The following is a 19,817-nucleotide window of genomic DNA, read 5'->3' on the forward strand; positions in this document are numbered from 1 at the left end:
CAACAGATGTTGCCGCTCGCCTCGGACGGGGCGCAGATGGCGCACAAATCGCCGGCCGAAACGTGCGGAGCGCCACAATGGACAGCCTTGGGAGGGCTCCCATCTGTGACCGCGACAACATTTGCGGACGCCTTGATTTCCGACTGAGGTGGGATTGAGGTTGCCGCCCGACCGTTGGTTGCATGACCGTTGCAAACCTGATCGCCGCCCCGCCCGTCGTCGTTCCGGCCCGCCCCGGATCGCGTCCCGCCGACTCCGCCGCCGTCGACTTCACCGTCGTCATCCCGTTCCACAAGCCCGGCGCCAAGCTGCTCCAGACCGCGCAGCGGCTCTCCGAGGTGCTGCACGCACAGAACATCCGCTTCGAGATCCTCGCGGTCTCCGCGGGCTGCATCGACGGCTCCGGCGCCACCCTGGCCGACCTGGCCGACACCCGGGTCATCGCGAGCCGCGACGTCCAGGACAAGGGTGCCGCCCTGGAGGCGGGCTTCGCCGCCGCGGCCGGCGCCTGGATCGGCATCATCGACGTCGACGGCGACACCGAGATCGACCCGTACGAGGTCGTGGAGACCCTGCACCGCGCCCGCGAGGAACACTCCGCCGACGCCTGATCGGTCACCGCGCCGGCGACGCCATCTCCGCCTCGCGGGCACGCAGGGCTGCAGCGACCGCGTCCAGGTCGGCGAACAGACCGGCCTGCGCGGCACGGACCCGGTCCCGCAGCCCGGCCCGCCCGGCAGGGTCTCGCACCAGGCGCACCGCCCTCGCGGCGGAGACCCGCCGACCCCCGGTGACGGCGATCGGATCCAGGCCCACCTCGGCGACGGTCAGTGCGACCTGGCGGGCATGGATCCGGCTGAGCGCGGCACACACGGCCGGCACGAACCGGCGGTCCGCGTCCGCGGGCAGGGTGCCGGCGGCGGCCGCGGCGGCGCGTCGGGCCAGCGCGGCAGCCCCTTCCGCGTACGCGATCAGCTCCCCCACCGCGGCACCGGGGCGATCACCGGCGTCCAGCACCGCGCCGAGGCACTCCAGGGCCAGCGCGGCGGTCGGCGCCCCGCAGCCCGCCGGCAACGCCCCGAGGGCGGCGGCCAGATCCCGGTGGAACCGGCCCCCGGTCCTGGCATGCGCCCGCACACGGTCACGGGCGATGTCGAGGGTCGAGGGTTCGCCGGGACCCGGCCGGTCCGTACCGGCCGCCGGGTCCGGCCCGCCGTACACGCTGCCGTCCGCCAACGCGGTGGCGCACGCCGCGACCGCCAGGTACCGGGCGATGGCCCCCTCGGTGCCGGCATCGCGGGTGGTCGCGGCGTCGGCCCGGGACGCGGTCTCCTCCAGCACGGCGCGGGCCGCCTCCAACCGCACCACGTGCGGCACGATCAGCCCGTACTCGCGATGGTCGGCCGGGACGGCGCCGCGACGCACCCGGCTGCGCGAGTACGCGAGCGCCCGGTCCAACGCCGCCCACCCGGTGCCGAGGGCGCACGCCCCGGTCACCAGCCAGTCATCCGGCCCGGCGGCGGACACCTGAGCGGCGTCATCCGCCCAGGCCAGCCGCTCGAAGACCCGGTACGCCGCAAGGGCGCCGCCATCGTCCATCGCGGACCGCACCGCGTCGAGCGCACCCGGATCCATGACCGCGCCCTCCTCTCCGGACACTGCCCGAAGGCGTGCCCCGCGGCCGAGAATATGGAAAGCCCCCGATCGAGGGCAGCCTCGACCGGCCCTCGCCTCCAGGACCTTCGGCCTTGCCGACGACCGGGACCGGCCACCGGCAGACGTGCGCGGGGATGCCACCATGCCGCCATGACTCTGGAACACACCGTCCGGCTGCACTTCGGGGATCGGTCCCGGGCCGCCACCACGCACACCAACCTGTCCGCGGTCCGTGCCGACGGTGCCGTGCTGTGGGTCGCGGGCGACGAGACCGCGACGGTGGAACGCCTGATCGCCGACGATCCGCACCGGCCCACCCGGTACGGCGAGGAGACCACGTTCCGGCTCCGCGACCTGATCGAGCTGCCCGGCGCCGACGGTGAGGAGGAGGCCGACATCGAGGGCCTCGCCCGGACCGGGCACTTCCTGTGGGCGGTCGGCTCACACAGCCTGCGCCGCAAGCAGATCAAGGCGCGCCACGCCGACGCGAAGGCCCTCAAACGGCTCGCCCGGGTGGAAGGGCAGGACAACCGGCAGATCCTGGTACGACTGCCGATCGCCGACGTGGACGGCCTGCCGACCCCCGTCCGCGAGATCGTCGTGGACGGGGAACGGCACCGGGCCGCGGTCCTCGCCGGGCGTGGCAACCTGCGCGCCCTGCTCGCCGACGACGAGCACCTCGCCCCGTTCCTGGCCATCCCCGGCAAGGACAACGGGCTGGACATCGAGGGCATCGCCGTCCGCGGCGAACGGGTCTACCTCGGCCTGCGGGGCCCGGTGCTGCGCGGCTGGGCGTTCGTGCTGGAACTGCGGCCGTACCCGGACCCGGACGACCCGGGCCGGCTGCTGCTGCGACCGTTCGACGACGGGCGGCCGTACCGCAAGCACGTGCTGGACCTCGACGGCCTGGGCGTCCGCGACCTGTGCCCGGACGGCGACGACCTGCTCGTGCTGGCCGGCCCGACCATGGACCTGGACGGGCCGGTGCGGATCTACCGCTGGCGCGACGCGGCCCAGGTCGAGATGCCCGCGGTGGTGCGGGGCCCGGTGCTGACCCGCGAGCTGGACCTGCCGTACGGCGAGGGCGACGACCACGCCGAGGGCATCGGCCTGCTGGCCCCGCGCGAGCAGGGCCGCCTGATGGTGGTGTACGACAGCCCCGCCGCGGCTCGCCTCACCGACGACGGCGCGGTGGTGGCGGACGTGGTCCGCCTGCCACCGCGCCGCGCCTGATCAGCGGTCGGGGGACCGCCGCGCCTGATCAGCGGTCGAGACCGAAGAACAGCGCATCCCGGTACGCCGCGCAGATCGCATCCAGGAAGTACGCGGCGCTCACGCCGCACTGGTCCGTGCCCGGGCCCGGGTCGACCGGCTGGCCGTGGCCCATCCCGGCGATCCGGTACAGCCGGACCTGGTCGGCGCCGTACACCTCCACTGTGGTGCCGGCCGGCAGTGACACGGTGGAGGTCGGCCGCGCCGCGACGCCCAGCACGTCGGTGGACTGGTCGCGCAGTTCGTCGCCGTTCGCGGGGACGACGGTCCGGTCGGCCTGGCCGTGCCAGATCGCCACCCGAGGCCACGGCCCGCGGTAGCCCGGGTACGCCGCGCGCACCAGCTCACCCCACTGCGAGGGGGTACGGTCGGGTGGCGCGTACTGGCAGGTCAGCGCCTCGACCAGCGAGGTGGCGCAGCGGTACGGCAGCCCGGCCACCACCGACCCGGCCGCGAACACGTCCGGGTAGGTGGCCAGCATGACCGCGCTCATCGCCGCGCCCGCGGACAGGCCGGACACGAACACCCGGGCCGGATCGGTGCCGTACGTGGCCACGGCGTACCCGGCCATCTGCCGGATCGACAGCGCCTCGCCCTGCCCGCGGCTGGTGTCGCCGGGCAGGAACCAGTTGAAGCAGGCGGCGGAGTTGTTCGCGGACTTCTGCTGCGCCAGCACCAGCGCGAAGTGCCACCGGTCGGCGAACGTGCGCCACCCGGAGTCGGCGAAGTAGGTCGCGGCGTCCTGTGTGCAGCCGTGCAGCAGCACGACGGCGGGGGCACCCGGCGGCAGGCCGGCGGGGCGGTAGGCGTACATGGAGAGGTTGCCCGGGTTGCTGCCGAAGCTGCTCACCTGTTCCAGCCCGGCGGCCCGCGCGGGCGTGGGGGTGGCCACGGCGGCCAGGCCGACGGAGAGGACGGCGACGGCGAGGTGACGGGCAATGCGGACGGGGGAAAGGGCCATGGCGGCCTCCGCGGGGGATTCGGGGATGAGCCGACGCTACGTGCCGCGGCCGGTTTGCGACATGGGCTGCCGCCCCACAACCGGCGGGCGGATGCTATGCGGCGAGCGCACTGCCCGCGTTCGGAGCCACCGGGCGGCGGCTGCGGCCCCGGCCGCGGGCCAGTTTCTGCTGGTACAGCTCCGCGTCGGCGTACGAGTACAGCTCGTCGAGATCGGTGCCGTGCCGGCCGAGGACCGCGGCGCCGACGCTGACACCGATGCGTTCGGACAATGCGGCGACCAGGTCGCGAGCCATGTCGTCGGCCGCGCCGGCACTGTGCGAGGACAGCAGGACGACGAACTCGTCGCCGCCGAGGCGGCCCACCACGTCGTGCGGGTGCACCCGTCCCTTGAGGGTGGCGCCCACCCAGCACAGCAGCTCGTCGCCCGCGGCGTGGCCCGCGGAGTCGTTGACCTCCTTGAACTTGTCGAGGTCGAGGACGAGCAGCGAAAGGTCGCGGTGGTGGCGCCGGGCGTGGGACATCTCGGCCGCCCAGCGTTCCGCGAAGCCGCGCCGGTTGAGAACCTGAGTCAGTGCGTCCACTCGGGACAATTCACGCAGCTTGCGGCGCTGGGCGGCGGCGACCCGGCCCCGCCCGGCGCAGACGACGGACACGACCAACGCGCCGCCGAGGTGGGCGACCACGTACCAGGCGCTGGAGACGCCGACGAACACGGCCATGGCCACGTATCCGGCCGCTGCCAGCGGTAGCAGGCCGGCCCGGGGACTGATCAGCGCGATCAACGGCATCGTGCAGACCATCCCGAGCGCGAGCGTGGAGCTCGCCCCGCCGTCGAGGCAGACCACGACCGCGCAGAAGATGAACTGCAGCCCGCCGATGACCGGCAGCACGACAATGGCGGCGGAGCTGCGGCTCAGCCTGCCCGCCGCCGCGACGGTGCCCACCCCCAGCGCGAAGGCGACCGCGAGCAGCGCCACCATCAGCCATCGGTGCGGATGACCGGCGGCGAACAGCAGCATGTAGAACAGTGCCGAGCCCGGGGTGGCCATACCGAGCCGGCCGGTCTCGGTGATCGCCCGGCGGCGCCGCTCGTGCCGCGACACCGTGGCGGACTGCCGGCGGGCGCCGTCGTTGCGGGCCCCGGCGACCGCGGCCTCCGCCGGCATCTGCCGGTCGTGGTCCGCCTTGTCGCGGTAGACCCGCCGGTCGGCCAGCGCCTTCAGAGCCTCGGGAGTGGTCGCCTCGGCCGGATAGCAGGCGTAGCCGATGCCTGCCGAGGCCACTCCGTCCAGGGCGGCGTGCAGCCGCTCCAGCACGGCGGGCACCCCGTCGGCGTCGATACCGCTGAGCACCGCGGCGAACTCGTCGCCACCGACGCGGCCCACGGCGTCATGGGTACGCAGCTGCTCGTCGAGCGTCCGGCCGGTCCACACCAGCAGATCGTCACCGGCCTGGTGGCCGAACCTGTCGTTGATCTCCTTGAAGCCGTCCAGGTCGACCAGCAGCAGCACCGCGTGGTCGCCGGTGCGTTCGGCCTCGGCCAGCTCGGTGGCCAGGCGTTCCTCGAAGCCGCGCCGGTTCAGGCAGCCGGTCAGCGGGTCGATCCGCGACAGGTCGCTGAGGCGGCGTTGCAGCGACACCATGGCCGCGGAGTACCGCAGGCACATCGTGGCGATGAGACCGACGTACAGCGTGTACAGCAGGGCGTACGGCACCTGCCCGGGTCCGCCCGCGAGGGCCACTGCCCAGTACCCCGCCGCGGCCAGAGCCGCGACCACGAGGAACGGCCGCACCCGCATGCCCACCGCGAGCAGGATCACCAGGAACGGCAGGAACCCGCCGAGCGGGCTGTTCAGGCCGCCGTCGAGCCAGGTGAGGCCGGTGAACCCGGCGACGTTGACGAGGAGCCCGGCCATCAGCGCCGTGGTGCGGCGCCCGGCCCGCTCGACGGCTCCCGCACCGACCACCCCGGCCCCGGCGAGCAGCAGCATGGTCACGCAGATCGCGGTCATGGCCGGGCGGTTCCCGTCCGGCCAGGTGGTCGCGAAGTACGGCAGGCAGGCCAGCGGCGTCAGCATGGTGAGCGCGGCACCGGCCCGTACGGTGCGCAGGCGGCGCCGTGGCCTGCCGCCGGGCGAGGACGCTTTCGTCATCCCCGCCTCCCCTCACCGCGTGGACCTGATCTGTCTAGACCAAGGTCGGCAGAGCGGGGTGCGACTGGATGGCCCTCCAGGAGCAGAGCGGGAGCAGCGGCGAGCCAGGTGAATCGGTTCAGTCACGGGCCGCGCCCGCGCCCCGGATCAGCGGGTGAAACGGCTCAGCGCGCGGCGTGGTTCAACACTCGATGACATTGACCGCCAGGCCGCCCCGCGCGGTCTCCTTGTACTTGATCTTCATGTCGGCGCCGGTCTCCCGCATGGTCTTGATGACCTTGTCCAGCGAGACGCTGTGCACCCCGTCGCCGCGCAACGCCAGCCGCGCCGCGGTGATCGCCTTGATGCTGGCCACCGCGTTGCGCTCGATGCACGGAATCTGCACGAGCCCGCCGACCGGGTCGCAGGTCAGCCCCAGGTTGTGTTCCATGGCGATCTCGGCGGCGTTCTCCACCTGCTCGGGAGTGCCGCCGAGCACCTCGGCAAGCCCGGCCGCGGCCATCGAACACGCCGAGCCGACCTCGCCCTGGCAGCCCACCTCGGCGCCGGAGATGCTGGCGTTCTCCTTGAACAGCATGCCGATCGCGCCCGCGGTGAGCAGGAAACGCACCACCCCGTCGTCGGTGGCGCCGGGCACGAAGCGGGCGTAGTAGTGCAGCACCGCGGGCACGATCCCGGCGGCCCCGTTGGTGGGGGCGGTGACGACCCGCCCGCCCGCGGCGTTCTCCTCGTTGACCGCCAGTGCGAACAGGGTCACCCAGTCCATCACCCGCAGCGGGTCGACGCTGTACGCCTCCTCGCGCAGGCTGCGGTGCAACTCGGCGGCCCGGCGGCGCACCCGCAGCGAGCCCGGCAGGGTGCCCTCCCGGGAGCAGCCGCGGGTGACGCACTCCTGCATGACCTGCCAGATGTGCAGCAGGCCCGCATGGGTGTCGGCGTCGGTACGCCACGCCCGCTCGTTGGCCAGCACCACATCGCTGATCCGCTGCCCGGTTGCCCGGGTCAGCCCCAGCAGGTCCGCCCCGGTCCGGAACGGGTGCGTCACGGCGACCTGCTCGGCGACCACCGTTCCGGCCTCCCCGTCCACGACGAAGCCGCCGCCCACGGAGTAGTACGTGCGGGCGCGCACCGGCTCCCCCGCCGCATCGTACGCGGTGAATGTCATCCCGTTGGGGTGCAGCGGCAGGGCCCGGCGGCGGTGCAGCACGACCGTGATGTCGACGTCGTGCTTGCCGAGCAGCGGTACCCGTTCCTGCATCGCGGCGGCCCGCTCGTCGGCCGTGTCCGTGTCCACGGTCTCCGGGGCCTCCCCGGCCAGCCCCAGCAGCACCGCCTTGTCGCTGCCGTGCCCGTGCCCGGTGGCGCCCAGCGACCCGAACAGCTCCGCGGTGACCCGCGCGGTACGCGCCAGTTCCCCATCGGCGACCAGCGCCTCCGCGAAGATCCGGGCCGCGCGCATCGGCCCGACCGTGTGCGAGCTCGACGGCCCGATACCCACCTTGAACAGCTCGAACACACTGATCATCGCGCACTCCTGTCACCGCGAGACGTCGTCGGCTCCGGCGGGGCCGAGACTACCCGCGGATCGGCCGGTCAGCCGCCGCCGGGAGGTTCCGGGGCACCGATCAGCCGCAGGGCGCCCGGGCGTACCCGGATGGTGACCGGGCAGCGGCCGAGCGGCTCGCCGTCGGCGTACACGGGCAGGGCGCGGTCGGCCGCGATGGTGACCTCCCGCGCACGGCTCGCCTCGATGCCGGTCAGCCCGAGGTGGGTGCCGTGGCGCAGCGCGGTGAGCACGGGCAGCATCCGCCGGCGCGGCAGCGCACCGACCGTGACCAGGTCCAGCAGGCCGTCGTGGAGGCTCGCCTCCGGGGCGACGCGCAGGCCGCCGCCGTACCAGGGAGCGTTGGCGACCACCACGGTGTGCCCGGTCAGCGGAACGGGCTCGCCGTCCACGGTGAGCGTGTAGCCGACCGGGCGCCAGCGGGCCATCACCGCCAGCGCCGCGATCTGGTAGGCGATCGGGCGGCGCGGCAGCCGGCGGCGGTTGGCCAGATCGTTCGCGGCGGCGTCGATGCCGGTGTAGACACCGCCGACCACCACCCGGCCCGCGGCCTCGGCCACGTCGACGGCCCGGCTCGGCAGGGTGCGCAGCGCCTCCGCGGCCCAACCCGGGTCGGCGGGCAGCGGCACCGCGCGGGCCAGGTCGTTGCCCCGTCCGGCCGGGACGACCGCCAGCTCGGCCCCGGTGCCGACCAGCCCCGCGGCGACCGCCCCGGCCAGACCGTCGCCGCCCACGGCCAGCACCGCGTGGCCACGGGCGGCCGCCGCGGCGGCGAGCTCCGTGGCGTGCCCGAGCCCGCGCGTGAAACTCACGGTCACGCTCGCGCCGCCCTCGCGCAGCGCCCGGGCCAGGCGGATGATCCGCTGCGGGGCGCTGCCCGCGCCCGCGGCGGGGTTGACCACCGCGGTGAAGACCTCGCGGCTCACGGCAGCAGGATCCCCGGGTTGAGGATTCCGTACGGGTCCAGCGCCTCCTTGACGCCACGCAACGCCGCCGCCCCGACCGGGCCGATCTCCCGCCCGTACCAGGGGCGGTGGTCGCGGCCGACGCCGTGGTGGTGGGTGATCGTGGCGCCGGTGGCGGCGATCGCGTCGCCGGCCGCGACCTTGGCGGCGCGCCACTGCGCCACCGGGTCGTCGTCCTGCGCGGCCACGACCGTGAAGTAGAGCGACGCGCCGGTGTCGTAGACGTGCGAGATGTGGCAGAGCACCAGCGGCGGGGTGCCGTTGGCGGCGAGGGTGGTGACCAGCGCGTCGCGCACCGCGGCGTACGTCTGGGGCAGCCGGTCCCAGAACGTCGCGGTCTCCAGCGTCTCGGCCAGCGCCCCCGCGTCGAGCAGCGCATCCCGCAGGTACGGCGCCCGGTACCGGCCCGTACGCCAGTGCTCGCCGGGCTCCTCGCCGAGCGGGACGCCCCCGAGCGCGGTGAGCCGCCGGTGCACCGCCTCGGTACGCGCGGCCACCTCGTCCTGTGCGCCCTCGACGCCGACCACGGCCAGGCAGCCGCCGTCGGCAGCCGGGCCCGCGCCGGTGGCCGCGTTGATCGCGGTCTCCGTCTCGTCGGACAGGCGCAGCACGGTCGGCAGCGGCCCGTCCTGGGCCAAGGAGCGCAGCGCGTCGCCGCCCGCGGCGAAGTCCGGGAACACCCACCCGGAGTAGTGGCGCGCGGCCGGGACGGGCCGCACGCGCAGGGTCAGCTCGGTGATGACTCCGAAGACGCCTTCGGAGCCGAGCAGGAGCTGCCGCAGGTCCGGGCCGGCCGCGGACTCCGGGGCACGGCCGAGCTCCACGGTGCCCACCGGGGTGGCGGCCTTCAGCCCGACGACCATCCGGTCGAAGCGCCCGTACCCGGCGGAGGCCTGGCCGCTGGAGCGGGTGGCGGCGAAGCCGCCGAGGCTGGCGTACTCGAATGACTGGGGGAAGTGGCCGAGCGTGTACCCCTGCGCGGCGAGCAGCCGCTCGGCGTCCGGGGCGCGCAGCCCGGCCTGGGCCGTCGCGGTGCGCGACACCGGGTCCACCCGGATCAGCCGGTCCAGCCCGGCGAGATCCAGCGCGAGGACGCCCGCGAAGCCGTCGCGGCGCGCGGCCAGCCCGCCCACCACGGAGGTGCCGCCGCCGAACGGGATGACCGCGACGTGCTGGCGGGCGCACGCGGCGAGCAGCGCGGCCACCTCGTCGTGGGAGCCGGGCCGGGCCACCGCGTCGGGGGCGTCCTCGACGCGGCCGGCGCGCAGGCGCAGCAGGTCCTCGGTGGACTTCCCGGCGGCGTGGGCCAGCCGGGTGGCGTCGTCGGTGAAGACCCGGGAGCAGGCGGTCACCAGGTCGGCCAGCGCGGCGGCGGGCAGGGACGACGGCGGCAGATCGGCTTTGTCGGCCGCGGGGCGCGGGGCACGCACCCCGAGAGCGGAGCCGAGCAGATCCCGGACACCGGAGGGCAGGGTCACGGCGTCGGCGGGGTCGCCCCAGCGGGCCGCATGGCGCAGCTCATTCATGGGTTACACTGTGACACATGACGTCCAGTTGTAACACCCCCGAGGCGGACCCGAGCACGTCCGAGCGGGGCATCGCCGACCGGCGGACCGCCGACGACGCGCTCCTGGACGCCGCCCGCGACTGCGTGCTGGCCGTCGGCCTGCGCCGCACCACCCTCACCGACGTGGCCCGCCGCGCCGGGGTCTCCCGGATGACCATGTACCGGCGCTGGCCCGACATGGCCTCCCTGGTCGCCGACCTGATGACCCGCGAGTGGGGCGAGCTGGCGTTGCGGGCGCGCGCCGGGGCCGGCGGCGAGACCGCCCGCGCCCGCATCGTCGACAGCCTCGCCACGGGCGCCCGGCAGCTGCGCCACCACCCGGTGTTCCGCCGCATCGTCGAGCTGGACCCGGAGATCCTCGTCCCTTACCTGGTGGACCGGCGCGGCACCAGCCAGGACCTGATCCTCGCCGCGCTGCAGGACAGCATCTCCGAAGGGCACGCAGACGGCTCGGTACGCGCCGGGCCGCCCGCCGTGCTCGGCCGAGCCGTCCTGCTCGCCCTGCACGGCTTCGTCATCTCGGCCGGCACCATGACCGACCCGCCACCCGGCGGCGAGGTCACCGAGACCGACCTCGACGCCGAGGCACGGCTCCTGCTCGATCGGTTCCTGGCGCCGTGACCGGCACCGCACTGACCGCCGAGCGCCGCGGCCGCGAGCTGGCCGAGCTCTCCGCCGGCACTACGGTCGACCTGCTCGTGGTCGGTCTCGGCGTCACCGGGGCCGGGGTCGCACTGGACGCGGCGTCGCGCGGGCTCACGGTCGCTGCGCTCGACGCCCACGATCTCGCGTTCGGCACGTCGCGGTGGAGCTCCAAGCTCGTGCACGGCGGGCTGCGCTACCTGGCGGGCGGGCATCTGGGGCTGGCGTACGAGAGTGCGGTCGAGCGCGGCATCCTGCTGCGTACGGTCGCGCCGCACCTGATCACCGCGCTGCCGTCCGTGCTGCCGCAGACCCCGCTGGTCTCGGGCGGCCGGGCCGCCCTGGCCCGCGCGGGCTTCGCGGCCGGCGACGCGCTGCGCGCCGCGGCGCACACCCCGGCCGCCCGGCTGCCGCGTTCCCGCCGGATCAGCCCCGCCGAGGTGACCCGGCTGGTGCCCGCGGTGCGCCGGGCCGGGCTGCGCGGCGGGGTGCTCGGCTGGGACGGCCAGCTCGTGGACGACGCCCGCCTGGTCGTGGCGCTGGCCCGGACGGCCGCCGGCCACGGCGCGCGCATCCTCACCCGTTGCCGGGTGAGCGAGCTGCACGGCGGCGGCGCCACGGTCGTCGACACCCTGACCGGCACGGAACACCAGGTCCGGGCGCGGATGGTCGTGAACGCCACCGGCGTGTGGGCGGACCAGCTCGACCCCGGCGTACGGCTGCGCCCGTCCCGCGGCACGCATCTGGTGCTGCGCCCCGGCGCGCTCGGCGCCCAGGTCGCCGGGCTCACGATCGGGGTGCCGGGCGAGACGAACCGGTTCGTGTTCGCCCTGCCCCAGCCGGACGGCCACATCTACCTCGGGCTGACCGACGAGCCGGTGGACGGCCCGGTGCCCGATGTCCCCGAGCCCAGCCCCGCCGAGCGCGGCTTCCTGCTCGACGTGCTCGCCACCGCGGTGGACCCGGCGCCGACCGAGGACGACGTCGTGGGCGCGTTCGCCGGGCTGCGCCCGCTGCTGGCCGGTGGCGCCGACCGTACCGCCGATCTGTCCCGCCGGCACGCGGTGCGCACCTCGCCCGGCGGGGTCACCACTGTGGTGGGTGGCAAGCTCACCACGTACCGGCGGATGGCGCGCGACGCGGTGGATGCGGCGCTGCGCGCGGCCGGACGGCCCACCGGGCGCTGCCTGACGGCGCGGCTGCCCCTGGTCGGTGCGGCCCCACCGGAGGCGTTGGCCCGGGTGGCCGCCCCGGCCCGGCTCGTGGCCCGGTACGGCACCGAAGCCGCGGCGGTGCTGGCGTTGGCGGCCGATGACCCGGCGCTGGCCCGGCCGGTCGCCGACGGCATCGCGGTGACCGGCGCGGAACTGGTGTGGGCGGTGCAGCGCGAAGGCGCCCTGGACGCCGGGGACGTGCTCGACCGGCGTACCCGGATCGGGCTTGTTCCGGCGGACCGTGAGCGGGCCCTGCCCGCGGCGCGGGCCGCGCTAGCCCGGGCCGGTGCCTGACCGCACTGGCCCGAGCCGACCGCGGCGTGGCGGCCCAGGCCGGTGGCAGGCCCGGACCGCCACGCAATTCCGGGATTACGCGGCGCCGGCGGGCTTCGACGGCCCGGCCTTCGCGTCGCGCGGGTGTGCCGCCCGGACCGCTCGCCGGTTGCGGTGCTGGGCCCGCTCGAACCGGCGCTGCAGCAGCCCCAGCGAGCTGGGCCGCACATGCGACACCGCGGCCGAATGGCGGGCCAGGACGTCGCGGTAGACCGCCTCGTAGCCCGCGCCGAGCCCGTCGATGTCGAACAGTTCGGCGACCCGCTGCCGGCACGGGGCGGGGTCGAGCTCGTCCAGCCGGCGCAACGCCGCGGGCAGCTCCTCGGGGTGGTCCCGGATGAACCCGGTGACCCCGTCGACGACCACCTCGTTCACGGCTCCGCCGCGCAACGCCACCACCGGCGTGCCACAGGCCATCGCCTCGATCATCACGACGCCGAACGGCTCCTCCCACTGGATCGGAAACAGCAGGCACCGGGCGTCGGCGAGCAGCCGCCGCTTGGCGACCGCGTCGGCGACCCCGAAGACCCGGTCCTCGGCGCCGAGCCGCGGCTCCACTTCGCGGGCGAAGTACTCCTTCTCCAACGGCTCGGAACACTTGCCGGCCAGGATCAGCGGGATGCCCGCGGCGTGCGCGGCCTCCAACGCCAGGTGTGGCGCCTTCTGCGGATGGAAACGGCCGAGGAACAGCGCGTAGTCGCCCTTGTCCCGCTGGTACGGGAACGAGTCGACCCGGATGGCGTTGTGCACCCGGCCCGCCCAGCGCAGCTCCGGTGCCAGCGCCCGCTGCCGGTCGCTGATCGCCACCAGTTCGATGTCGTCGTTGACCGCCGTGTACAGGTCGTGCAGGTCGGAGCGCACCGGGCCGTGCATCGTCACCACGGTGGGCAGCCCCAGCAGGGCGAAGGACAGCGCGTTCAGCGGTCCGGCCAGGGTGTGGTCGTGGACGAGATCCACGCCGCGTTCGGCGACCAGCTTCTGCACCGCCGGCCGGACGATGCCGGCGTGGACCAGTTCGGGGAACGGCTCACCGAGCCGTTCCGGGATCGGTTCCGGCCACACCGACACGAAGTCGGCCAGGGTGCCGGTGCGCCCCGCGCCGATGAGTGTCACGTGATGCCCCCGGTGGATCAGGGCGTCGGTCAGGTCGGCGACCACCGACTCGACACCCCCGTACGCCTGGGGCGGCACTTCGTAGTACGGCGGAACCACCATCGCGATCCGCAGGGGGCGCGCGTCAGGGTCGCCCTCCTCGGCCATGGCTTCCGGTGCCGACGGCACGTCGCGGTCGGCGCGTTTGGGACCCTCCATCAGAACGTTCACAGCTCCTCCAGCCGCGGGCGGCGTCAGATCTGCGACTAGCACCGTCCGCATACGAGTGCTAACACGCCGTCGATCATGCGGGAGGGTTTTCCCCGGAAGACGGGGCACGGAACGTCACATTCCGGTAACATTGATGGGTTCGTTTAGTTGAGCGCGCAGACGTTCGCCAGGTCACCGGACGACGGCCGGGCGAGGGTGCCGCTCGCCGGAGGACGGACGCCCCGGTCCACCCACCCGGCGAGTGCGGTGAACGCGCTGCGGAAGCACGGCAGGATCGGCCGCAGCCGATCCGGATACGCATCGTACAGACCGTCGACGTGGTTGCCGCCGTCGATCCGGTAGTAGCGGAAGATCCGCTCGCGATGCCCGGCCCGGACCATCCGGGCGTACACATCGGAGTCCTGGGAGATCGGCAGCAGCGCGTCCAGCGTGCCGTGCAGCGTGATCAGGGGCCGCCGGATGCGCCCGGTCAGCGCGATGCGCGCCACCGCCGCCCGCACCGCCGCCGGACGCTGCACGTACGCGTAGTCCGCGTCGCACGCCGCAGTGCCCGGCGCGCAGAACGGGGTGCCCGCCTCCACCGGCCCGTCGAAGTCCGGGTCGAGTTCCTCGCGGTAGATCCGCTGGGTGAGATCCCAGTACACCCGGTAGTGGTAGTCCCACAGGAACTCCGAGCCCGGCGGGAAACCCGCGGCCAGCAGGTCGGCGTGCGCGGCCGGGTCGCCCGTGGCGGCGTACCGCGGGTAGTCACGCAACGTCGTGGGCAGGAACGTGAGCAGGTTCGGCCCGTCGGCGCGCCACAGCGTGCCCTCCCAGTCCACCCCGCCGTCGTACAGCTCGGGGTGGTGTTCGAGCTGCCAGCGCACCAGGTAGCCGCCGTTGGACAGCCCGGCCGCGTACGTGCGGCGCGGGGCGGTGCCGTACCGCTCGCGCAGCACCGTACGGGCGGCCCGGGTGAGCTGGGTGACCCGGTCGTTCCACTCCACGATCGCGTCGCCGGGGGCGGCTCCGTCGCGGTAGAACGTGGCGCCGACGTTGCCCTTGTCCGTGGCGGCGAACGCGTACCCCTGGGCGAGGACCCAGTCGCTGATCGCGACGTCGTTGGCGTACTGCTCGCGCACCCCCGGCGACCCGGAGACCACCAGCCCGCCGGTCCACCGCCGCGGCAGCCGGATCACGAACTGGGCGTCGTGGTTCCACCCGTGCGTGGTGTTGCCGGTCGAGGTGTCCGGGAAGTACCCGTCGATCTGCATGCCGGGCACCCCGGACGGGTTGCGGGTGCCCGCGGCGGTCAGGCCCGCCCAGTCGGCCGGATCGGTGTGGCCGGTGGCCACGGTCCCGGCGGTGGTGAGGTCGGCCAGGCACGCGGCCACCTGCCGCTCGGCACCCGGCACGACCGGGGCCGCCGGGACGCACGGGGACTGGTCCGGCCGGGCCGCGGCGCCGCACAGCGGGAGCAGGACCAGGCACAGCAGTGCATGGGCGGCACGGGGGGCAAGTGGCATGGCGGATCCCTTCACTGTGGGTGGTCCTCGCGCAGGCGGTGCAGCCGTACGGCGAGCTGGAGTTCCAGGGCGCGTTCGGGGCGCTGCCAGCCCGTACCGAACAGGTGGCCGATCCGGGCCATCCGCTGCGCCACCGTGTTCACGTGCACGTGCAGCGCCTCGGCCGCGCGGGCGGCATTGCCCCCGGCCGCGAAGTACGCCTCCAGCGTCTGCACCAGAGCGGTGCCGCGGCGCCGGTCGTAGTCCAGCAGCGGGCCGAGCGTGTCCGTGACGAACCCGCCCACGTCCCGCTCCGCCCCCACGAGCAGCCCGACGAAGCCCAGTTCGGCGGCGCTCGCCCCGTCCCCGGCCCGGCCGAGCGCGTGCAGTGCCGCGGCGCACCGCTGCGCCTCGGCGTACGCATCCGGCACGGGCTGCGGGCCGGACAGCGGACCCGCGCCGCCCGCGGTGACCGCCGTCCCCAGATATCCGCCCAGTTCGCGGGCCATCCGCCGGGCCGCCTCGCCCGGCCGGTCCCCGCCGACCAGCAGGATCACGTTGCCGTCGCGCTGCGCGGCGAGCCCGCCGTGCGCGGCGGCCTGCGCGGCGCTCCACTGTGCCGCACGCTCCCGCAGCCGGGGCGGGCAGGCCAGCACCACCAGCACGTGCGCATCGTCGAGGTCGACGCCGAGGCGCCGGGCCCGCTGCCGGACCGTGACCGGGTCGTCGACCCGCCGGGTGAGCAGGTCCTCCAACAGCTCGCCGCGGACCCGACCCTCGGCCGCGGCGAGGCTGCGCCGGAACAGCAGCAGCAGCGCGGTGACCACCCCGGCGCGTTCCAGGATGCGGGTGTCGGTCTCGCTCAGCTCGCCCGGTGCCCGCAGCACCAGCGTGCACAGCGCCTCGCTGCCCGCGCCTGCGGCCAGCACCCAGTGCTCGCCGTGTCGCGTGGCCCGGCCCAGGCCCCGCCCGGCCGCCACGGCCGCCGCGGGCGGCCCGGCGTCGCCCACGTCGCCGACCGCGGCGAGGCAGTGCCCGTCCGCGTCCAGGATCGCCAGGCCGCCACCCAGCACCTCCGCGACCACGGCCGCGAGGTCGTCCAGGCCGCCGCCGCGAAGAATCAGCTCCGCCATCCGGTCGTGCGCCTCGGCGGCCCGTTCCAGCGACTCGCTGTGCCGGCGCACCACGGTGTTGACCGCGCCGAGTTCCTCCAACGCGGCCCGGGTCTCGCCGAGCAGCCGGGTGTTGTCCAGGGCCACCGCGGCGTGCGCGGCCAGCGAGCCGAGCAGCGTCACCTCCTCGCGGGTGAACGGGCGCGCGCTGCGGTTCGCCGCGAACAGCACCCCGAGCACCCGCGTGCCCAGCAGCATCGGTACGCCGAGGATCGCCACCAGCCCCTCCTCCGCCACCGCGTCGTCGATCTCCCGGAAGTGCTGGAACCGGTCGTCGTCGGCGTAGTTCGCGGTGACGTACGGCGCGGCGCTTTGCGCCACCAGCCCGCCCAGCCCCGCCCCGAGCGGCAGCCGCACCTGCCGGAAACGCGCCGACACCGACCCGTACGTGATCCGCATGTACGTGTCGCCGCGCTCGACGTCGTTCAGCGTCATGTACGCGACGTCCGTGTCGAGCAGTTCGCGGGCCCGGCGGACCAGCGCGGCCAGCACCGCGTCCAGGTCGCGCAGTGTGGCCAGGTCCCCGACCGTGTCGACCAGCGCGCTCAGTTCCGCCTCGCGCCGGCGTCGCCGCTCCAGCAGCGCCCGGACCTGCAACGCGCGCCCCTTGAGCCGGTCCAGCTCGGCCAGCTCACCGGCCGGGCGGCCGTCCGCCCGGGCCTGGAGCAGGGGGCGCTCGAACTCCACCGCGGCGGCCTCGCGCAGCAGCAGGTCGAAGTACGTGGCGGCGGCACCCGGTTCAGCCACGGTCGGCCTCCTCGCCTCGGCGGTGCCGGTCAGTGTGCCGTCCATCCGCCGTCCATCACCAGAGACGTCCCTGTCATGAACGAGGCGTGCGGCGAACACAGGTACGCCACCAGCTCGGCCACCTCGGCCGGTTCGACGAGCCGCTTGATCGCCGCCGGGGCCAGCATCACCTGCTCGACGACGTCGTCCTCGGCCAGACCGTGGCTGGCCGCCTGCGCGGCGATCTGCGCCTGCACGAGCGGGGTCCGCACGTACGCCGGGTTGATGCAGTTGGACGTGACCCCGTGCGGGGCGCCCTCCAGCGCGATCACCTTGGACAGCCCTTCCAGCCCGTGCTTGGCGGCCACGTACGCGGACTTGAACGGCGACGCGCGCAACCCGTGCACGGACGACAGGTTCACGACGCGGCCCCAGCCGCGCGCGTACATGTGCGGCAGGCAGCGCCGGACGAGCCGGAACGGCGCCTCCAGCATCAGCCGCAGGATCAGCGAGAACACCTGCGGGTCGAACTCGTGCAGCGGGGCGACGTGCTGCAGCCCGGCGTTGTTCACGACGATGTCGGCGGCCGGGTCGAGCGCGTCGATCGCGTCGAGGTCGGACAGGTCGACCGTGTGCGCGGTGCCGCCGATCGCCGCCGCCACCCGGGCCGCGGCGGCGCCGTCGCGGTCCAGCACCACGACGCGGGCCCCGGCCCGGGCCAGGCGTTCCGCGCACGCGCGGCCGATGCCACCCGCCCCACCGGTCACCACCGCGGTACGCCCGGCAAGCGACTCAGCTGTGAGGGACACGAGATCGGGTCGGGGGACGAGTGTTTCCATGCTTCTCCTCCGTGCGACGGAACGGGTGCGGCAGGACCCGATGCCGGGAATCTCAGCGCGGCAGGGACGGGTGTGCGGACACCGGCTCGGCGAGCGATCCCGGGTCCTCATCGGGCACCGATGCGACGTCGGGTGCCGGCGGGCGGCGGGCGGCCAGGCGGCGTCCGACCCCCCACAGGCCCTGCCGGAACAGCAGGACCACCACCATGAAGACCGTGCCGGTGACGATGCCGACCCCGTCGAACCCGGCGGTGGACAGGTAGTCCTCCAGCTGCACCACCAGGGCCGCGCCCAGCGTGCTGCCCCACAGGGTGCCGATGCCGCCGAGGACCACCATCATCACGGCCTTGCCGGAGGTGGTCCAGTACACCTCCTGCAGCGACACGAAACCGTGGCTGATCGCGAACAGACCACCGGCCAGCCCGGACAGCGCCGCCGACAGCACGAACGCCAGCAGCTTGTACCGCTCGACCGGGTACCCGAGGGCCCGTGCCCGGGCCGGATTGTCGCGGATCGCCACCAGCACGTGCCCGAACGGCGAATGCACGATGCGCCACAGACACCACAGTCCACACACGACGATCGGCAGGCCCGCGTAGTAGAAGACGAACGGGTCGGCGAGATCGAGCCCGAACAACTCCCGCGGGATGCCCTGCAGCCCGTTCTCGCCGCCGGTCACGGACCGCCACTGGTTCGCCACGAAGTACACCATCTGCGCGAACGCCAGCGTCACCATGGCGAAGTAGATGCCCCGGCTGCGGACGCTCAGCGCCCCGATCGGCACCGCCAGCACCGCCGCGGCCACCGCCCCGCCCAGCACGGCGACCGGAAACGGCAGCCCGGTGTGCAAGGCGATCAGCCCGGACACGTACGCGGCACCGCCCCAGAACGCGGCGTGGCCGAACGACAGCAGCCCGGTGTAGCCGAGCAGCAGATCGACAGCCGCCGCGAACAGCGCCCACGTGGCGATGTCCATGGCCACCGGCGGATACACCAGCCACGGCAGCGCCAGCGCGGCGAACAGGCCGGCCACCAGCAGCAGGCGGCGGCGGGTGCCGGGCCGGGACAGCAGCAAGTGGATCACGCGCGGGCCTCCTCACGGCCGAACAGACCGGCCGGGCGCCACAACAGCACCGCGGCCATGACGATGAAAATCAGGGTCTGGGACAGCGCGGGGACGTACAGGTTGCCCAGCGCCTGCAGCAGGCCGATCGCGAACCCGGCCAGCACCGACCCGAACACCGAGCCGAGCCCGCCGATCACGACGACCGCGAACACTGCGATGACCAGATCCGCGCCCATCAGCGGGTTCACCGCTCGCATCGGCGCGGCCAGCACCCCGGCCAGCCCGGCCAGCGCCACCCCGAACCCGAACACCGGCGTCACCCACCGGCCCACGTCGATGCCGAACGCCCGGGTCAGCTCGGGCCGCTCGGTGGCCGCCCGTACCACCAGCCCCACCCGGGTGCGGGTCAGCACCAGCCACACCGCGGCGCACAGCACCACCGAGGCGGCGAACACGAACACCTGGTACGCGGGATAGTCGAACACCCCCAGGTGCACCGAGCCGCCCAGTTCGGCGGGCCGCGGGTACGGCTGGGACTGCACCCCGTACTCGCGTTTGACGAGATCCTGCAGCACCAGGGTGAGGCCGAACGTGAGCAGGAAGTTGTACAGCGGGTCGAGCGGGGCCAGGCGGCGGATCAGCGTGCGTTCCAGCAGCGCGCCCACGACGAACAGCACCGCGGGCACGAGCACCAGCGCCGCCCAGAACGGCACCCCGAACCTCGCCAGCGCGACGTACGCGCCGAACGCACCCAGCATGTAGCAGGCGCCATGGGCGAAGTTGACCACGCCCAGCATTCCGAAGATGACGGCCAGGCCGAGCGCGAGCAGCGCGTAGAAGCTGCCGCCGACCAGGCCGTTGAAGCACTGTTGCAGCAC

15 protein-coding genes and 1 pseudogene are annotated in these 19,817 nt (G+C 74.4%); 4 read left to right on the top strand and 12 right to left on the bottom strand.

The genetic code is table 11. The features are described 5' to 3' along the window. Positions 1 to 182: 182 nt before the first annotated feature. Complete coding sequence (locus ACMCNK_RS13245; protein WP_412736710.1) at positions 183 to 611, top strand: glycosyltransferase; 429 nt, start codon at positions 183 to 185, stop codon at positions 609 to 611. A 4-nt stretch (positions 612 to 615) separates the two neighbouring features. Here ACMCNK_RS13245 and ACMCNK_RS13250 read toward each other — a convergent pair whose 3' ends face one another. Next, on the bottom strand, positions 616 to 1,635 hold the full coding sequence (locus ACMCNK_RS13250; protein WP_412736711.1) for an acyl-CoA dehydrogenase family protein: 1,020 nt from the start codon (positions 1,633 to 1,635) through the stop codon (positions 616 to 618). Between the two features lie 171 nt (positions 1,636 to 1,806). Between ACMCNK_RS13250 and ACMCNK_RS13255 the strand changes: the two genes are divergently transcribed. Then, positions 1,807 to 2,889 carry a DUF3616 domain-containing protein gene (locus tag ACMCNK_RS13255; protein ID WP_412736712.1) on the top strand — a complete coding sequence of 361 codons (1,083 nt, stop codon included), beginning with the start codon at positions 1,807 to 1,809 and terminating at the stop codon, positions 2,887 to 2,889. Positions 2,890 to 2,917: 28 nt separating this feature from the next. On the opposite strand, the gene ACMCNK_RS13260 is transcribed toward ACMCNK_RS13255, so the two are convergent. From ACMCNK_RS13260 to ACMCNK_RS13280, 5 genes are all read right to left on the bottom strand, one after another. Continuing rightward, positions 2,918 to 3,889: a PHB depolymerase family esterase gene (locus tag ACMCNK_RS13260; RefSeq protein ID WP_412736713.1), complete on the bottom strand. Its 972-nt coding sequence runs from the start codon at positions 3,887 to 3,889 to the stop codon at positions 2,918 to 2,920. Positions 3,890 to 3,983: 94 nt separating this feature from the next. Continuing rightward, a complete protein-coding gene (locus tag ACMCNK_RS13265; protein WP_412736714.1) occupies positions 3,984 to 6,044 on the bottom strand; it encodes a GGDEF domain-containing protein in 2,061 nt (686 codons plus the stop codon). Positions 6,045 to 6,225: 181 nt separating this feature from the next. Continuing rightward, on the bottom strand, positions 6,226 to 7,569 hold the full coding sequence (locus tag ACMCNK_RS13270) for an L-serine ammonia-lyase (protein ID WP_412736715.1): 1,344 nt from the start codon (positions 7,567 to 7,569) through the stop codon (positions 6,226 to 6,228). A gap of 68 nt (positions 7,570 to 7,637) precedes the next feature. After that, positions 7,638 to 8,534 carry a diacylglycerol/lipid kinase family protein gene (locus ACMCNK_RS13275; protein ID WP_412736716.1) on the bottom strand — a complete coding sequence of 299 codons (897 nt, stop codon included), beginning with the start codon at positions 8,532 to 8,534 and terminating at the stop codon, positions 7,638 to 7,640. Beyond that, on the bottom strand, positions 8,531 to 10,099 hold the full coding sequence (locus tag ACMCNK_RS13280; protein ID WP_412736717.1) for an FAD-binding oxidoreductase: 1,569 nt from the start codon (positions 10,097 to 10,099) through the stop codon (positions 8,531 to 8,533). The genes ACMCNK_RS13275 and ACMCNK_RS13280 overlap by 4 nt, the downstream gene beginning before the upstream one ends. A gap of 17 nt (positions 10,100 to 10,116) precedes the next feature. Here ACMCNK_RS13280 and ACMCNK_RS13285 point away from each other — a divergent pair, with 17 nt between their 5' ends. Further along, positions 10,117 to 10,761 carry a TetR/AcrR family transcriptional regulator gene (locus ACMCNK_RS13285; protein ID WP_412736718.1) on the top strand — a complete coding sequence of 215 codons (645 nt, stop codon included), beginning with the start codon at positions 10,117 to 10,119 and terminating at the stop codon, positions 10,759 to 10,761. Next, positions 10,758 to 12,290 carry a glycerol-3-phosphate dehydrogenase/oxidase gene (locus tag ACMCNK_RS13290; protein ID WP_412736719.1) on the top strand — a complete coding sequence of 511 codons (1,533 nt, stop codon included), beginning with the start codon at positions 10,758 to 10,760 and terminating at the stop codon, positions 12,288 to 12,290. Before ACMCNK_RS13285 ends, ACMCNK_RS13290 begins: the two co-directional genes overlap by 4 nt. A 75-nt stretch (positions 12,291 to 12,365) precedes the next feature. On the opposite strand, the gene ACMCNK_RS13295 is transcribed toward ACMCNK_RS13290, so the two are convergent. The 6 genes and pseudogenes from ACMCNK_RS13295 to ACMCNK_RS13320 all read right to left on the bottom strand — a co-directional run bounded on the left by ACMCNK_RS13295 (position 12,366) and on the right by ACMCNK_RS13320 (position 19,817). Beyond that, on the bottom strand, positions 12,366 to 13,640 hold the full coding sequence (locus ACMCNK_RS13295) for a glycosyltransferase family 4 protein (RefSeq protein ID WP_412740836.1): 1,275 nt from the start codon (positions 13,638 to 13,640) through the stop codon (positions 12,366 to 12,368). A 155-nt stretch (positions 13,641 to 13,795) separates the two neighbouring features. Next, a complete protein-coding gene (locus tag ACMCNK_RS13300) occupies positions 13,796 to 15,157 on the bottom strand; it encodes a tannase/feruloyl esterase family alpha/beta hydrolase (RefSeq protein WP_412736720.1) in 1,362 nt (453 codons plus the stop codon). Between the two features lie 11 nt (positions 15,158 to 15,168). After that, positions 15,169 to 17,100: a helix-turn-helix domain-containing protein gene (locus ACMCNK_RS13305; RefSeq protein WP_412736721.1), complete on the bottom strand. Its 1,932-nt coding sequence runs from the start codon at positions 17,098 to 17,100 to the stop codon at positions 15,169 to 15,171. Continuing rightward, positions 17,085 to 17,873 (bottom strand): 3-hydroxybutyrate dehydrogenase, encoded by a 789-nt coding sequence (locus ACMCNK_RS13310; RefSeq protein ID WP_412736722.1) that lies wholly within the window; start codon positions 17,871 to 17,873, stop codon positions 17,085 to 17,087. The genes ACMCNK_RS13305 and ACMCNK_RS13310 overlap by 16 nt, the downstream gene beginning before the upstream one ends. A 145-nt stretch (positions 17,874 to 18,018) precedes the next feature. Continuing rightward, a pseudogene (locus ACMCNK_RS13315) lies at positions 18,019 to 18,957 on the bottom strand (branched-chain amino acid ABC transporter permease); the annotation flags it as partial. Beyond that, positions 18,954 to 19,817, bottom strand: a complete 864-nt coding sequence (locus ACMCNK_RS13320; RefSeq protein ID WP_412736723.1) for a branched-chain amino acid ABC transporter permease — start codon at positions 19,815 to 19,817, stop codon at positions 18,954 to 18,956. The pseudogene ACMCNK_RS13315 and the gene ACMCNK_RS13320, both read right to left, overlap by 4 nt.

Source organism: Krasilnikovia sp. MM14-A1259 (genome assembly GCF_047159535.1).
Taxonomy (GTDB): Bacteria; Actinomycetota; Actinomycetes; order Mycobacteriales; family Micromonosporaceae; genus Actinoplanes.

What these genes read in the sequence shown, in the direction of transcription:
- ACMCNK_RS13245 (WP_412736710.1), top strand. Translation starts at nt 183, where the DNA reads ATGACCGTTGCAAACCTGATCGCCGCCCCGCCCGTCGTCGTTCCGGCC.
- ACMCNK_RS13250 (WP_412736711.1), bottom strand. Translation starts at nt 1,635, where the DNA reads ATGGATCCGGGTGCGCTCGACGCGGTGCGGTCCGCGATGGACGATGGC.
- ACMCNK_RS13255 (WP_412736712.1), top strand. Translation starts at nt 1,807, where the DNA reads ATGACTCTGGAACACACCGTCCGGCTGCACTTCGGGGATCGGTCCCGG.
- ACMCNK_RS13260 (WP_412736713.1), bottom strand. Translation starts at nt 3,889, where the DNA reads ATGGCCCTTTCCCCCGTCCGCATTGCCCGTCACCTCGCCGTCGCCGTC.
- ACMCNK_RS13265 (WP_412736714.1), bottom strand. Translation starts at nt 6,044, where the DNA reads ATGACGAAAGCGTCCTCGCCCGGCGGCAGGCCACGGCGCCGCCTGCGC.
- ACMCNK_RS13270 (WP_412736715.1), bottom strand. Translation starts at nt 7,569, where the DNA reads ATGATCAGTGTGTTCGAGCTGTTCAAGGTGGGTATCGGGCCGTCGAGC.
- ACMCNK_RS13280 (WP_412736717.1), bottom strand. Translation starts at nt 10,099, where the DNA reads ATGAATGAGCTGCGCCATGCGGCCCGCTGGGGCGACCCCGCCGACGCC.
- ACMCNK_RS13285 (WP_412736718.1), top strand. Translation starts at nt 10,117, where the DNA reads ATGACGTCCAGTTGTAACACCCCCGAGGCGGACCCGAGCACGTCCGAG.
- ACMCNK_RS13295 (WP_412740836.1), bottom strand. Translation starts at nt 13,640, where the DNA reads ATGGAGGGTCCCAAACGCGCCGACCGCGACGTGCCGTCGGCACCGGAA.
- ACMCNK_RS13300 (WP_412736720.1), bottom strand. Translation starts at nt 15,157, where the DNA reads ATGCCACTTGCCCCCCGTGCCGCCCATGCACTGCTGTGCCTGGTCCTG.
- ACMCNK_RS13305 (WP_412736721.1), bottom strand. Translation starts at nt 17,100, where the DNA reads ATGGACGGCACACTGACCGGCACCGCCGAGGCGAGGAGGCCGACCGTG.
- ACMCNK_RS13310 (WP_412736722.1), bottom strand. Translation starts at nt 17,873, where the DNA reads ATGGAAACACTCGTCCCCCGACCCGATCTCGTGTCCCTCACAGCTGAG.